This window comes from Anaeromonas gelatinilytica, from assembly GCF_016820635.1.
Lineage (GTDB): Bacteria > Bacillota > Clostridia > Tissierellales > SIT17 > Anaeromonas > Anaeromonas gelatinilytica.
Window position 1 is genome coordinate 1 of sequence record NZ_WSFU01000018.1, and the last position, 14,673, is coordinate 14,673.

A 14,673-nucleotide genomic window follows, 5' to 3' on the forward strand; every position below is an offset into this window, starting at 1 on the left:
TGCTAAAGAAGAAAGTAAAATTAAAAGGATGCAAAGATTTCTCACTAATAAAAATATAAATCCCGAGTATACTTATGAATATTTCACTTATAAACTATTTAAAAATTACAAAAATCATTCAAAAAAAATCTATATAATCTTTGATCATACAACCATTACTGTTTTTACTCTATATAAAGGATAATACTTTATTTTAACATTGACAAAATACCTTATTTTAATTCTACTCATAGACTTCCACATATTTAAAAGTATATTAATTTATTCAAAAATATTTTGATAATAAAGCTAAGTAATAGGATATTTAATGAATATATAATATATTATGAAATAAAATACATTTTATGTAATAAAACTATCCATAGGTCAGGGTTTTCTGGACAATTACCTTGTTTGGAGTTACCGATGGCTTTATCTTTTTATTATATACTTTGGTTCACTTTATTTTACTCTATCTAAATTACTCTATCTTAGATATGTATATGCTTCCATTTGCCTGTCCGATATTGAGCAAATGAAATAATCCAGTTTGCAAACCAACCGATAGGAACCGCGTACCAGACCATTGCAATTCCATAACGGGGAGCAAGAATAACTGCGAGTGCGACACGAATAAAAAGATTTATTAAGTTTGCAATCGTAAACATTTTCATATCCCCTGCTCCGCGTAATAGACCATCTACAGCCATTTTTAAACCAATAAGGCAAAAAAACCATCCCATAAATGTTAGATAATTTTGCCCTGTCGAAGCAGCAATAGCAGTTCCATCCACTCCGAGAAAAAGAGAAATAATCTGACGGTAAAAGCTCTTCAATATCAGACAGATGATTATCGCACATACAAATACCATTTCATTTGCAGCATGGTATCCTTCTATCACTCGTTTATGCTTATTAGCACCGATATTCTGCGCCGTATAAGATGATACCGCATTTCCAATTCCCGTCATAGGAACAACACAAATAGATTCAATCCGCATTGCGGCAGAAAAGCCTGCCAATGCTTCCGAACCAAAGCTGTTTACTACTGACTGCACCAACATCATACCAATAGAAACGGTAGATTGTTGCAAGATAGATGGTAAAGCAATTTTAGTTATAGATAATAACTCTGTCTTGTCAAAAAACAGTGTACATCCACATTTTAATTTTCTAAGATTTCTCATAAGTACTAAAAATAATAAAACAGCGGAAATACTTTGCGCAATCAAAGTTGCCCAAGCTACACTAGCAATTCCCATACTGAATTGTGTTACCAATATCAAATCCAGTATGATGTTGAATACTGATGAAAAAATCAAAAAATACAGCGGAATTTTAGATTTTCCAAAAGCATTAAACATGGCCGATAGTACATTATACATAAACAAGAAAGGCAGCCCAAGGAAATAAATATTTAGATATTCTACAGCCATATCCAAACAGTCAGCAGGAGTATTTAGAAGAACCATAATTCTTTTGCTAAAAAACAGTCCTATTCCGCCCAATAAAATACTGATTATTAGAAATGATATTAAAGAAGTGAATATAGTGACTTCCATCTTGCTGTATTCTTTTGCTCCGAAATATTGACTCACTATAACAGAAGCACCAATACCTCCACCAATTGCAATACAAATAAAAATATTTGTCAGAGAATAAGAAGCTCCAATGGCAGCTAAAGCCTGTTCACTAACAAATCGGCCTACAATGGCGGAATCTGCCATTGTATAGGCCTGTTGAAACAGGTTTCCTATGATGATAGGTAAAGAAAAAATAAGTAACGCACTTAAAGGTTTTTTCTGCACCAAATAGTTATTTTTCATATCCTTGTTTCTCCAAAATCTTAGAATCTCTTTTGATACATTCTGAAATAAATTCACAAGTACAATCCCAATCCTTTGTCATTTCAATTTCGGGCGGATATTGGGAAACCTGTTGTAATAGTTCGTTCAAAAGAGAGTCAATTAACTTTCTATTAACTTGATAATGTACTTGATAGCCTATTTTTACGCCTTGAACAATATTATATTTTTTTAAAACACTCATATGTTGTGATACAGCCGGTTCACTAATATCTAATTTTTTTGAAAGGGCCTTGACACAATAATGATGTTCAAACAAAAGTTGTAACAATCTAAATCGCGTCGGCTCTGTAATAATATGAAGTGTTTTTACTGCATTCATATGATTCATCCTCTTTTCTGATTAAGTAATAACTTAATTAACTTATTAATTAATTATTTTACTCGCAATTTCCCGACTTGTCAAACTGAGTGGATAAAAAATTTAAAAAAAGAACACAAAACCGCCCGACTGCAAAGCGCAATCGGTCACGTATGAATTGTAGACTAATATATGCTCTAATTTTATTAATACTATGATGTGTGTACCCACTTCCGTATTTTTGCCCGTCCACGCCCTGCGGCTTGTCGGCAAAAATGTTTTTTGGGAAGTGTCCCAAATCCTCCAAACGTGCTTTGTTCAAGTCAACCTCCAGGAGCTTACTTTCGTAATTCTTAATCTCTCTATCAACAGTTGTTGTATCAATTTGAGTACCTATTCTTGATTTAACTTCCTTAGCAAAAGTTTTATTACTGACCAATTCTTTGATTGCCTCAATAAAAAGCGGCTCAATTTCTGTTTTTTTAAGCATTGCTTTATAAGTACAACTTCTACCTCTAACTGCTCGCTTAGGGCTGCATACATAATAATATACTTCTTTGTATGTACCGTCTTTATTTGTCCATGCGTGCTTATTGGTATACATCGGCCTGCCACGGTCAGGACATTTTAAAATTCCTGATAATAAATGAACACGATCTTTGCCTACTTTTGATGGCTGCTTTATCCCTGTTTCTATTCGTTTTTCACGAACCTTTTTGTTCCTCACTTCAATTTCGGGTACAAAAAAAGAAGCTAGCTGTTTAAGACTAACTCCTTTGTACATTATTAAATTCTATATATAAAAAAGTTGCCTACTCCATTTAGAGCAAACAACGTTTTATAAGTATATTCAGTTAATTATGCTATTTTAAATACTTCATGAAATTCTATTTACAGAATATAAATAATTGGTATATGTTTTAATACTTATTTTGTACATTCGTCTATGAAGCAGGTAATAAACTCTTTCGCACGTTTTGACTGCTTGTCATTGTAATGTTTAGAATACGGATTTAAAAATCCATGCTCGGCATCAAACTCAAGGATAGATAAATGTTGTTTATCTTGAAGTTGGCAAACCATCGCATGAACATCAAAAGAATCTTCCTCCGCAAATAGTAAAAGCGTCGGACAGATAGGATTTATATCGGTATAATCTCTTATACGCGAGCCATAGCAAGCTACAATCCCACTACATAATGAATTTTCACAACATCTCCACGCTATAGTTGCTCCTACACTAAAACCAATAATAAATACATTGTCATATTTATCTTTTAATTGATTGACAAAACTGTTAATTTCTTTATACACTTCAAACCCAACATTCTTCATAAAAAAGTCATATGCTTCTATGGATTGTTCGTAAGAAAACGAAGCTCTATCAATCATATTTGGACAAAAGATATCATAACCCGCTTCCGTGAACTTTTGACATTGCTCTTTTACAAATTGGTTAACTCCATATATCTCATGAAGCACAATAATTGCCTGTTTACTGTTTTCTGATTTCTTATCCAATACTCTAACCTCGCAAAATATAAATGATATGCTAAAAAATATTATATCTACTTAATCATATTAATACATTCCACCAACTTCTTTGAACATCATTTCAAATTTACTGGTTTCAATTTCCTTTGAACTCAGTCCATCGTATTTTGCTTCACGCTTTATTTTGAAATAATTATCAAGTCTTCGCTTATCATTCTTACTGATTTCCGCAGTTACTAGGACATCTATTCACATTAGCTTATTGATAAGAGTAGATTTCCCAACTTCTGATGATCCGATAAACAAAGCCGTTAATCCCGGTTTCAGATACGAAAAGATTTTTTCATCAACCGTATCATCAAGAGCGGAAATAACAATAATATCACTAAAAGCAGCTATACCTTTTACTTCTTGTAGTTTTTTTTTTACAAATCATCACATAAATCAGATTTCGTTAAAACAATTACAGGAGTAGAACCGCTGCTCCACGCAATAGAAAGGTAGCATTCCAATCTGCTTAAGCTGTTCTTTCAAAAGAGCTTTTTCACCTATTTTTCCAACAAGAATCTTTCCATCGCCCTCACCAAACTGCACATTTACGTTGATATGTGTATCGGCATTTTTGTGAGAAAGAAGTACGCACGTCTCCACATGCCTTGAGATGACAATGATGATTGTCGATAGGACCCAATAGTTCCTTATTAAGTAGTCTATTTTTATGTTTTTACTTTATATATGCGGATTCAATTCCAAGTTTTTTAATAAAAATGAAATGGTATTTTACCTATAAATTATCACTATTATCTTCCAAAATCCTTTTTAAACCTCGGAAAGTTTCATCACTGATTACATGTTCTATTCTACATGCATCTTCTTCCGCTATTTCAGGAGATACTTTAACTACAGTAATAAAAAACTCTGTTAAAACTTTATGTTTTTCATAGATATCTTTAGCAACTCTTATGCCTTTCTTTGTTAATTCAATATAACCATTTGAATCTACCGATATATATCCATCGTCTTTAAGTATACCTACTGCACGACTTACACTAGGTTTGCTAAAATTTAATTCCCTTGCTATATCTATAGATCTAACTTGACCATTACGCTTCCTTAAAACTAAAATGGTTTCTAAATACATTTCCCCTGATTCGTACATACATTATACCTCCATACTACTTCGATACAATAATCATATCAAATATTCATAAAAAATACTACATACTTTCATCGGTGGATTAGTTCCATATATTGTGTAGCCTCAAAAAAATTTATGATACGTTGCATATTTAAGTCGCTCCAGCCTCCACTCCATAATACCTTGCCTTGTTCCATAAAAATAAAATAGTTACAGCATTCTGCAATCAATTCTGGATCATGTGTAATAATAAATAGAGTATTTCCCATCGCTCCCAATTTTTGTAAATTTCTTGCAACTTCTTTCATATGACGAAAATCTAATCCACTGGTAGGTTCATCAAAAACCATCATACTCCTCCCAGACACTATGGCACTTGCAATGGCTACACGTTGCTGCTGACCACCAGAAAACGACATTGGATGGCGGTTTTTAAGACCCTGCAAGTTAAGGTCATGCAAAACTTTATTGACTAGTTCTCTATTTTCTTCTGTATCATCCTCCATACTCAGAAGAACTTCATCCATAACTTCCTCTGTAAAAAGCTGATGACTTGGATTTTGCATTACCATGTAGCATTGATTCAATCGCTGCTTTCCTGAAAATATTTTTCTACCAATCTGAAGCTCTCCTGCTGATTTCTTTTCTAATCCACAGAGACAACGAGCAAAGGTTGTTTTTCCAGCTCCATTATTTCCTATTATTCCTACAATACTCCTTTTTGGTATTTTCAGATGATTAATTTCTAGTGTAGGTATTTTTTCATAAGAAAAATGAAAATTAGATAGCTCTAGCATTTCTTTTTCCAATATCTTATCATTGTGATGCTGAAAAGTAATTGGTGCAATAGAACGAAGTCCCATATTATAAATCTCTTTTTGAGGTATATTTTTAAATTCTTCAATTCTTAAGTCTTCAGCAATTTCTCCATTCTTCATATAAATAACTCTATCTGCTAATGCCATTAAATAACTTAAACGGTGTTCTGTAATAATAATTGTTTTTTTCTGTTCCTTCCATAAAGCAATTACCTTTGCTAAGTCTCCAATAGATTTTATGTCTAAATTAGATGATGGTTCGTCTAGAACAAAGATTTTAGGTTCCATCATAGCAGAGGAAGCACAGGCTATTTTTTGTTTTTCTCCTCCTGACAATGCAAAAATGCTACGTCCCATGAGGTAGGAAATTTGAAAATCCGAGACCACCCTTTCCATTCGCTCTGTAATCAAGTCCTCTGAAAGACCTATATTTTCACAACCAAAGGCAAGTTCTGATGTAGTATCCATTGAAAAAAATTGGCTGCGGGGATTTTGAAATACAGACCCTACTAACGGAGCAATATCATATAAGGGTTTTTCTGATATATTTGTATCTTCAATGAGAACAGATCCTTGTAGCTTACCTTCATAATAATTAGGTATAAGTCCATTTATTAACCTAGTTAAGGTTGTTTTGCCACAGCCAGATTCACCACAGATCAGGACTACTTGTCCTTCTGGAATTGTAAGATTTATATTACGCAGTTCATCTCCTGTATTTTCATTCCCATAAGAAAACCAGATACCCTGCAATTTTATCATAACAGTTCCCTCCTTAAAAGACGCCTATTTTACTCAATATACTGAGAATAAACAGTGCTATACATAAAAATATTAAAAATATATCGATAAAATGAAAACCTATTCTGCATATATTAGTTCGATGTACTGGGGCACCCAATCCACGTGTTAATGCCGCCGCAGAAAGTTCTTCTCCAATTTTTATTGAACAAATCATCATAGGAATAAACCTATATTCCAGGATTTTAAATATGTTTTTACCTCCAAATCTAATCCCTCTCATACGCATGGCATCTCCAATAGCGTGGTATTCTTCAATGACTGTTGGAAAGAATCTAAACATAACAGCCAATGGAATCACTATCTTTTTTGTTAAATGAATTTTCTTCATTGCAGCTATAAACTCACTGACACTTGTTGTTTCAACGGTATAATAGCCCATTACCATTCCAGGAAGCAGTCTCGTAATAAATCCGCTGAAAAACAGCAGAATAAAGCCCAATGTCCCTGTCATAACAGGAAGTATAAAATTTTCACATATAAAGAAAAATACATATACTCCTATACAAATATTAGATATTTTCCGTTTTCCAGCAGTAAATAACAGAATAAGAGATATAGCAGCCAGGGCTGGTCTTATTATTAGCATTATTCCATTAATTTGTCCTCCAATTACTAAAATACATATAGTAATTAAGAGAAAAAGCTTTGTTCTAGGATCAAGATTCACCCTTAGATTTTTGCTTGCACTGCTTAAAACCTGCCATTCTATCATGCTATCCCAGCTTTTTTGAAATGTTTTTTAAGTAGAGCTTTTCCTAAGAAACCTCCAATAATTCCGCTAATAAAACATACTGCAAACAACACAGGCAGCATCCAATTAGGATAAAAAGACATATATGCATCAGCATATTCTTGCCCAAAGCTTTTGATAATATGATCATAATGACTCTGACGAATAATGAAAGCAGCAAGATAATTTCCTACATACCAAATACTGAATACACCTGATGTAAGGATACTTTTCTTTGCACTGACATAATTCCCTGACTTTGCAACGATATCCGCCAACAATCCGAAAACAAGTCCAGTAAATAAGCAAAAATAACCCATTCCAGTTAGAAGCATAACTATACCCATTATAATCCCCATTATAGTAATCATGCCGAACTTTCTTGTTTTTGTGAGAAACAGCATAAAAGGTACGCCCCCGACAATAGGGCATAAAATTGCCAATAATGGATGAAAAACTGGTATTAAGCTTAAAAATGACAGTAACATAGTAATTACTAAATAGATTGAAGAATAAATACCTATATTGACTAAATCTTTAGCCTGCGATTTACTTGAATTCATGTTATCTCCTCCTCTTATATTAAATTCTTTCTGTGTTCAGGCTCCAACCTGCACTTTCTCTTTGTAATTCAAAAAGATGATGATATAGACCATTAACTTTTATTAATTCCTCATGGGTACCATGTTCTTGAATCTGACCTTTATTTAAAACAATAATCTGATCACAACTCTCTACAGAACGAAGCCTATGAGCAATAATTAGAACTGTTTTATTTTTTACCAATCTTCCAATAGCTTCTTGAATTAAGGTTTCATTTTCAGGATCTAAGCTGGCAGTAGCTTCATCTAGCAGAATAATGGGTGCATCTTTTAAGAAAGCACGAGCAATAGAAATCCTTTGTCGTTCGCCACCAGAAAGTGTTTTTCCATTTTCACCAATGATAGTTTCATAGCCCTCAGGCAGCTTTTGTATAAAATCTTCACATTGTGCAAGACCTGCGGCACAATAAATTTCTTCTTCAGTGGCATCTTTTTTACCTATTTTTATATTGTTATAAATAGTATCATTGAACAATACTACATCCTGAAATACAATAGAGAAATAATTAAGCAATGTTTCTGGATCAATTTCATTGATATTTTTACCATCGATTATAACTCTACCTTCAGGTACATCCCAAAAACGGCAGGCCAATTTACTTAGTGTACTCTTACCGCATCCAGAAGGTCCTACCAAAGCAGTAATTTCACCTTGTTTTGCTATAAAGCTTACATTCTTTATTACGTCTTGTCCTTCATAGTAGGCAAATGAAACACTATCAAATACAATATCATACTGATTTATATTTACATCTGTTCTTCCAGTCTGAGGGCAATAATTTTCAATATCTCGAATCCTGGAAGCACTTACCAAAGAGTAGAAAAATTCACCCGTACGGAAAATTATATTAGTAAGAGGATCATATATTTGAGATGCAATAAATAAAAATAGTAAGAAAGTATAAATTGAAACCTCTTGCTTTGTCAATAGTGCAGCCCCAGTAATAATAACTAAGGCCATTCCTATACGAAGAACATTATAAGCAAGGGAAATAAAAATACCCATAACAACTTCATATAGCAATGATGTACGAACAACCTTACGTACTTTTCCTTCCAGAGAATTACGATATTCACTAGCTTTAGGTGATGCATACATTAGCTTCATATTATCTAAAAACTCTTGTAACCCATCACTCACTGATAATTTTGCGTTTCTATTTTTCCAGTTAACAGAATTACTAACTTTATAGCTGGCTGCCAATATTATAAATGCAACTGGTAAACAGATAAACATAGAAATGGTAAGCTTCCAGTTAAAGAAGAATAAAATTATGACTACAAATAGACTAGATATAATACCTCCAAAAAGAGAAGGAATATCATTAGCTAATGTATGCTCTAAAGTAGCTGTATCATTCATCAAGGTACTGGTTAAATCGCTTAAATCCTTTTCTCCAAAATAAGAAAGTGGTAGTTTTCGAAGTTTTTCGGCTAATGAAATTCTCGTGTTTGCACTTTCTTCATAAGCAGTACGATAGGTCTTTTCATAGTTAAGTCTATAAATAGAGTAAATTAATACTAATAAAATCAAAGCAATACTCCAACAAAAAAATAGGTTTGGTGTGTTAGGTCTTTCACCCCAATAATGGGATAGAAGTCCTGATGCCACAAGAAAAAGAAGAATCGTTGGAAATAAAACACTCAAATTATGTAAAGTAGCAGTAAAAATACTTAGTTTAACATTTTTAATTCCTCTATCCGTTAAGGAAAAAATCTCTTTCAGCTTTTTTAACATTCTACTTTCCTCCAATTCTCCAAGCAGTGCTTGCATTATATTCCTTGTACATATGAGCATACATTCCATTTTGATCCAAAAGTTCCTGATGATTTCCTTGTTCTTCTAATTTCCCATCTTTTAAAACAATAATATTGTCTGCCTTTGTAACAGTAGAAAGACGGTGGGCAATCATGATAACAGTTTTACCCTCAACTAAAGCTTCTAAGGCTTTTAAAATCAAATATTCATTTTCAGGATCAGCAAAGGATGTTGCCTCATCTAAAAGAATTACAGGAGCATCTTGTAAAATTGCCCTTGCCAAAGCAATTCTTTGCTGTTCTCCTCCTGAAAGATAAATACCATCTGTTCCTATGACAGTATGAATCCCTTGAGGCAACTTTTCTAGTATGTCGTCACATTGTGCCTCATGGAGAGCTTCTAAAATCTCTTTTTCTGTTGCATCTCTTTTACAGAAAGCAACATTATCAGCTATACTCATTTTTAAAAGACTTGTCTCCTGAAACACAAAACTAAACTGTTTCATCCATGATGGATAATCCAAAGTTTTGAGTTCTTTTCCACCAATGAAAATTTGTCCTTCATAGTCGTCCCAAAATCTAGCAATTAGATTTACAACTGTGGATTTTCCACTCCCAGAAGGACCTACGAGGGCAGTAACCGCCTTTGCCTTTGCCGTAAACGATAAACCGTTCAATGCTTTTTCAGTTCCTTCTTTATAACGAAAAGAAATATTACAAAACTCTATCTGAAAGTTTTCTACTGTTTCTGATGCAGAATGAAAATTTTGCTCTGGAAACTCTAAAATCTTTTCAATAGAATCTAGGGCCTGAGTTGTCATCATCATATTTGAAGAACTGTTCATAATACGCATAAGTAAGACTGATACCAGCGGAGTAAATACAATAAAGAAAATTAAACTATGGAGCACCTTCTCCGCATTAGCAGAGATATTGTATAAGATGATTCCAATAGGAACCAAAACAAAAAATAGGCCGTTTACTGCAGTAATGTAAATACTCATAGGTTCCTTCATAGACATTACATAATCCACAGAAAATCTTTTATAATTCATAATGGATTTATGAAACTGTTTAAAAGAGTGAACTGTCTGCCCAAATACCTTTACAACACTAATTCCTCTTACATATTCAACACCTGCAGACCCCATGTCACTTAATGCAGTCTGATAATTATCAATAAAACCTCTGCTTTCTCCCTTTAACATCATATATAGTGAAATAAATCCAATCATGATTGGTATTAAACATATTAAAGACATACGCCAGTCAAAATAAAACATACTAATGAGAAATGCAATGGGCATAATCATTGACTGAGTTGCATCAGGCATTTGATGAGCAACAAAATTCTCTATATTCTCTACGCTTTTTTCGATAGTCTTACGTATTTCTCCACTGGCATTTTCTGAAAAGTATCCAAGTGGTAGCTTCTCCAAATGACGAATTAATTGAATTCGAACTTTTGACATCATATTGAATGCTGTTAAATGAGATAACATAAGACCTAAACCATAGGTTCCAAAGGCCATAGAAGTAATCTTAAGAGCCTGCCATCCGTAATGTGTTAATTCATGTGCTTGTACCTCCTGCCCACAAAGTAAAATGCTATTGGCTACTTTATAAATATAAATATAAGTACCAATAGTAATTACCCCACTAATAGCTGTAAATATCCAAGATAGGATCATTGAAATTTTAAAATTTCCAGCATAGTCCATGAGCCGTACTATTAGATTTTTCTTTTTCAAATTCATTCCCCCATTTTAATCTTTATTTTGGTATGATAGTATGATAGAATAATATGAGTTAGTCATGTCTAACCTAATATAACATTAAGAATAGCATACTTGATAAAGATCCTCAATTGCTTAGCAATAATTGAGGACCTACACCGAAAAAACGAGGATAATCTCCGAAAGAAGGGAGGAATTTAAGGCATGAAGAACATGTTAGAAGAGCTTTTTTTGCCCTACACGTCACAACTTGGTATGCAGAAATCAGAAGATAATTTATATAAGAATAGTGGCAATACTTTTTACTGTGATACAGAAATTGGTAAGGGGTTCTGTTGGATATACTCATTTGATAATAAGTTTTCACTTTCAGTTTATGATTTTGAAATCAAAGAAAGAATTAGACCAAAATACGATCATCCGGAATTTTTTACAATAGGCTTACTCAATGAGTCAACAGCACAGTATGTCTTAGAAAGTACCAAACCAACTGGTCAAATTATTAGCTATACCAGACCTGAAGGAACCTTCTGTGAAACATTTACAAAAGGTACCCATGCAAACAGTTTTGGATTGACCTTTTCTCCTGACTTTCTAAAGTCTTTATCAAGAAACTTTCACTTTGATTATTCTTTTTTGGTACGAAGCTGTTTTGATCTGCAACATAGTTGCCTTATTAAAGATGTGGAGTTTATTTTAAAGCAAATTTTTTCTGCTGAACCTTCACAAAAATGTGCCGCTATGTATTATGAAGGAAAAGTAATGGAGTTATTATCTATGCTGATTCAATGGCAGGCTGAAAATAAAAAATATGCCCCTAATGAAATTAGCAGCTCAGATTTAGACAGTCTTAATGAAGTCATCGCCTACATAACAAAGCATTATGAAAAGAAAATTTCTATAAATGATTTAGCAAATATAGCTTTTATGGGAAGAAATAAACTATCTTATATTTTCAAGCTAAAATATGGGGTTTCTATTATGGAATACCTGCGTACAATCAGAATTGAACAAGCAAAGGATATCTTAATTAATACCTCCTTGCCTATTCAATCTGTTTCTGCTATGGTAGGGTATAAAAATCAAGGTAGTTTTGCTGAAAGGTTTAAAATGGATACAGGGATGTCTCCAACGGAATACAGAAGATTACTATATCATTCAACAACCATCAATATCAAGAGAGATAGCTACTCTAGAGAAGTCAAACATATGTGACGCAGACCTCTGAAAACTTTCTCTGAATAATGCTGTGGTTTTCTTAAATTGCTAATAATTATATAAATGATACAATAAGAATGTACGAAAGTGATCATTTAAGAATGTAGTAACTGTAAAAATAATATATAATTATCTCTGTAAATATAGGAGGTAATTATGATTATAAAAAATGATGTTTATACAAATTTAACTATTAATACATTAGATGATCTTAAAAAACTAAAACCCTTTGTGGAGGGAAGTAATTTGAAAGTAAATAAAACTCAAATAGCAAGAGAGTTAGGAGTTGATGCCCGTACTGTTAGTAAATTTATTAATGGATATACAAAGCCTACTAAGAGAAATAGAAAATCTAAAATTGATGATTTTTATGAAATAATTAAAGAACTTTTAAGTAAGGAATCTATACAAATATTTTATTACAAAAGGGTACTCTGGCAATTTTTAAAGGATAACTATAATCTAAATTGTGCAGAATCATCATTTAGGAGATATATTTCAAAGCATGAAGAGTTTAATAATTATTTTAAAAAAAGAAGAAAAAACTATGATTCAAGCATTGCTCCTATGAGATATGAAACTAAAATAGGTCAACAAGCACAAATAGACTGGAAAGAAAATATGGAATTTGTTTTAAAAGATGGTCAAATTATTAAAATTAATATATTTGTTATAATACTGTCTTATTCTAGATTTAGAATTTACAGACTATCTCTTAGTAAAACTCAGGATATACTTTTTTCATTCTTAAATGGAGGCTTTGAAATATTTGGAGGTGTACCAAAAGAATTATTAACAGATAATATGAAAACTGTTATGGATGAACCTAGAACTAACTATTCTAAAGGCAAAATAAATAATAAATTTAAGCAATTTGCTGATGACTACAATTTTAAAGTTTGTCCTTGTATAGCCGGTAGGCCTAATACCAAAGCTAAGGTAGAGGCTCCAATGAAACTATTAGATGAAATACTTGCCTACAATGGAATGTTGAATTATAGTGAATTAAATCAGCTTATAGCTAAATTAAATAATAGAATAAATAGTACATGCCATTCGGCAACTGGTAAAATTCCTGTATTGCACTTAAAAAAAGAAAAAGATTTCTTATCTGAACTTCCCACAGTAAAAATAAGAAACCTTTATACAATAAAAGCAACATCTGTAACTGTTAATCCTCAAAGTATGATTAACTATAAATCAAATCAATATTCTGTACCACCAGAGTATATTGGTAAAAGATTAAAGCTACAAACATATGATAATCAATTATATATTCATTATAACACAGATTTGATAACTATTCATGAAATTAAAAATCAAAAGCTTAATTATCATCATGAACATTATGTAGCTATTAGTTCTTTAACCTTAAAGCATTCAGCTGAAAAAGTAGAAGAAATTGCTAAAAATAATTTAGAAATGATAGGAGCGATATATAAAAATGAATAGTTCATATACTCAATTAATAAATAATTTAGGATATTTAAAGTTAAATCAAATGGTCACACATTTAGATGATGTAATAAATTTCATTAATAGAAATAATATTTCTTTTGTAGAAGGGCTTACTAAACTTACCTCACATGAAATAGATTTTAAAGAAGCAAATATGATACGTTCTATGGTAAAGGTAGGAGCTTTTCCTCATAGAAAAGAAGTAAAAGATTTTGACTTTGAATTTCAACCAAGTATTAATAAAAAACAAATATTAGATTTCACTACTTTAAGATTCTTAGAGTTAAAAGAAAATATAGTGTTTTTAGGCTCAAGTGGGGTTGGGAAAACCCACTTGGCTACCTCAATAGGTATAGCTGCTGCTAAAAAAAGATATAGTACTTATTTTATAAAATGTCATGATTTACTTCAGCAACTAAAAAAAGCGAAGCTAGAGAATAGGCTTGATGCTAGATTAAAACATTTTACAAAATACAAGCTATTAATTATTGATGAATTAGGTTATTTACCTATCAATAAAGATGATTCAAAGTTATTTTTCCAACTCATAGATATGAGATATGAGAAAAAAAGCACTATTCTTACAACAAATATAAATTTTAATAACTGGGATGAAGTTTTTTATGATGCAGTAATAGCTAATGCAATTTTAGATAGAATTTTACATCATGCTCATATTATATCTATTAGTGGAAAATCATATAGATTGAAAGATCATTTTGATCAAGAGAATGAATAAAAACCTACATTCTTAAATGAGCAAAAGTTTACA

Annotated in this window: 14 protein-coding genes; 4 read left to right on the forward strand and 10 right to left on the reverse strand. The window is 32.1% G+C overall.

The features are described 5' to 3' along the window. Positions 1-184 (forward strand): hypothetical protein (locus tag GOQ29_RS14470; protein ID WP_207750629.1); only part of this gene is annotated, 184 nt, incomplete at its 5' end. 286 nt (positions 185-470) lie between these two features. Here the strand turns inward: GOQ29_RS14470 and GOQ29_RS01730 are convergent. From GOQ29_RS01730 to GOQ29_RS01775, 10 genes are all read right to left on the reverse strand, one after another. Next, positions 471-1,805 carry an MATE family efflux transporter gene (locus tag GOQ29_RS01730; RefSeq protein ID WP_203370817.1) on the reverse strand — a complete coding sequence of 445 codons (1,335 nt, stop codon included), beginning with the start codon at positions 1,803-1,805 and terminating at the stop codon, positions 471-473. Further along, a complete protein-coding gene (locus GOQ29_RS01735) occupies positions 1,795-2,166 on the reverse strand; it encodes an ArsR/SmtB family transcription factor (RefSeq protein WP_203370819.1) in 372 nt (123 codons plus the stop codon). Before GOQ29_RS01735 ends, GOQ29_RS01730 begins: the two co-directional genes overlap by 11 nt. A gap of 58 nt (positions 2,167-2,224) precedes the next feature. After that, positions 2,225-2,929, reverse strand: coding sequence for a recombinase zinc ribbon domain-containing protein (locus GOQ29_RS14930; protein ID WP_203370821.1), 705 nt, complete (start codon positions 2,927-2,929; stop codon positions 2,225-2,227). Positions 2,930-3,072: 143 nt separating this feature from the next. Beyond that, positions 3,073-3,666: a dienelactone hydrolase family protein gene (locus tag GOQ29_RS01745; protein ID WP_203370823.1), complete on the reverse strand. Its 594-nt coding sequence runs from the start codon at positions 3,664-3,666 to the stop codon at positions 3,073-3,075. Between the two features lie 757 nt (positions 3,667-4,423). Continuing rightward, the gene (locus GOQ29_RS01750; protein ID WP_203370825.1) at positions 4,424-4,798 is read right to left on the reverse strand and encodes a metal-dependent transcriptional regulator; all 375 of its coding nucleotides are present in this window, start codon (positions 4,796-4,798) and stop codon (positions 4,424-4,426) included. Between the two features lie 68 nt (positions 4,799-4,866). Next, positions 4,867-6,357 (reverse strand): ABC transporter ATP-binding protein, encoded by a 1,491-nt coding sequence (locus GOQ29_RS01755; RefSeq protein WP_203370827.1) that lies wholly within the window; start codon positions 6,355-6,357, stop codon positions 4,867-4,869. 13 nt (positions 6,358-6,370) lie between these two features. After that, the gene (locus tag GOQ29_RS01760; protein WP_207750630.1) at positions 6,371-7,111 is read right to left on the reverse strand and encodes an energy-coupling factor transporter transmembrane component T; all 741 of its coding nucleotides are present in this window, start codon (positions 7,109-7,111) and stop codon (positions 6,371-6,373) included. Continuing rightward, positions 7,108-7,692 (reverse strand): MptD family putative ECF transporter S component, encoded by a 585-nt coding sequence (locus tag GOQ29_RS01765; protein ID WP_203370828.1) that lies wholly within the window; start codon positions 7,690-7,692, stop codon positions 7,108-7,110. The genes GOQ29_RS01760 and GOQ29_RS01765 overlap by 4 nt, the downstream gene beginning before the upstream one ends. Positions 7,693-7,711: 19 nt before the next feature. Then, positions 7,712-9,469, reverse strand: a complete 1,758-nt coding sequence (locus GOQ29_RS01770; protein WP_203370830.1) for an ABC transporter ATP-binding protein — start codon at positions 9,467-9,469, stop codon at positions 7,712-7,714. 1 nt (position 9,470) lies between these two features. Next, positions 9,471-11,180, reverse strand: a complete 1,710-nt coding sequence (locus GOQ29_RS01775; protein ID WP_252187482.1) for an ABC transporter ATP-binding protein — start codon at positions 11,178-11,180, stop codon at positions 9,471-9,473. Positions 11,181-11,429: 249 nt separating this feature from the next. Between GOQ29_RS01775 and GOQ29_RS01780 the strand changes: the two genes are divergently transcribed. The 3 genes from GOQ29_RS01780 to istB all read left to right on the forward strand — a co-directional run bounded on the left by GOQ29_RS01780 (position 11,430) and on the right by istB (position 14,640). After that, positions 11,430-12,440 (forward strand): helix-turn-helix domain-containing protein, encoded by a 1,011-nt coding sequence (locus GOQ29_RS01780; RefSeq protein WP_203370834.1) that lies wholly within the window; start codon positions 11,430-11,432, stop codon positions 12,438-12,440. Positions 12,441-12,599: 159 nt separating this feature from the next. Continuing rightward, the gene (istA, locus tag GOQ29_RS01785) at positions 12,600-13,895 is read left to right on the forward strand and encodes an IS21 family transposase (protein WP_203370836.1); all 1,296 of its coding nucleotides are present in this window, start codon (positions 12,600-12,602) and stop codon (positions 13,893-13,895) included. Further along, entirely contained in the window at positions 13,888-14,640 is a 753-nt protein-coding gene (gene istB / locus GOQ29_RS01790; RefSeq protein WP_203370838.1) for an IS21-like element helper ATPase IstB, read from the forward strand. Before istA ends, istB begins: the two co-directional genes overlap by 8 nt. Positions 14,641-14,673 lie beyond the last annotated feature (33 nt).

Coding starts and splice junctions, on each gene's coding strand:
- GOQ29_RS01730 (WP_203370817.1), bottom strand. CDS start 1,805: ATGAAAAATAACTATTTGGTGCAGAAAAAACCTTTAAGTGCGTTACTT.
- GOQ29_RS01735 (WP_203370819.1), bottom strand. CDS start 2,166: ATGAATGCAGTAAAAACACTTCATATTATTACAGAGCCGACGCGATTT.
- GOQ29_RS01770 (WP_203370830.1), bottom strand. CDS start 9,469: ATGTTAAAAAAGCTGAAAGAGATTTTTTCCTTAACGGATAGAGGAATT.
- istB (WP_203370838.1), top strand. CDS start 13,888: ATGAATAGTTCATATACTCAATTAATAAATAATTTAGGATATTTAAAG.
- GOQ29_RS01765 (WP_203370828.1), bottom strand. CDS start 7,692: ATGAATTCAAGTAAATCGCAGGCTAAAGATTTAGTCAATATAGGTATT.
- GOQ29_RS01780 (WP_203370834.1), top strand. CDS start 11,430: ATGAAGAACATGTTAGAAGAGCTTTTTTTGCCCTACACGTCACAACTT.
- GOQ29_RS01775 (WP_252187482.1), bottom strand. CDS start 11,180: ATGATCCTATCTTGGATATTTACAGCTATTAGTGGGGTAATTACTATT.
- GOQ29_RS01750 (WP_203370825.1), bottom strand. CDS start 4,798: ATGTACGAATCAGGGGAAATGTATTTAGAAACCATTTTAGTTTTAAGG.
- GOQ29_RS01755 (WP_203370827.1), bottom strand. CDS start 6,357: ATGATAAAATTGCAGGGTATCTGGTTTTCTTATGGGAATGAAAATACA.
- istA (WP_203370836.1), top strand. CDS start 12,600: ATGATTATAAAAAATGATGTTTATACAAATTTAACTATTAATACATTA.
- GOQ29_RS01760 (WP_207750630.1), bottom strand. CDS start 7,111: ATGATAGAATGGCAGGTTTTAAGCAGTGCAAGCAAAAATCTAAGGGTG.
- GOQ29_RS14930 (WP_203370821.1), bottom strand. CDS start 2,929: ATGTACAAAGGAGTTAGTCTTAAACAGCTAGCTTCTTTTTTTGTACCC.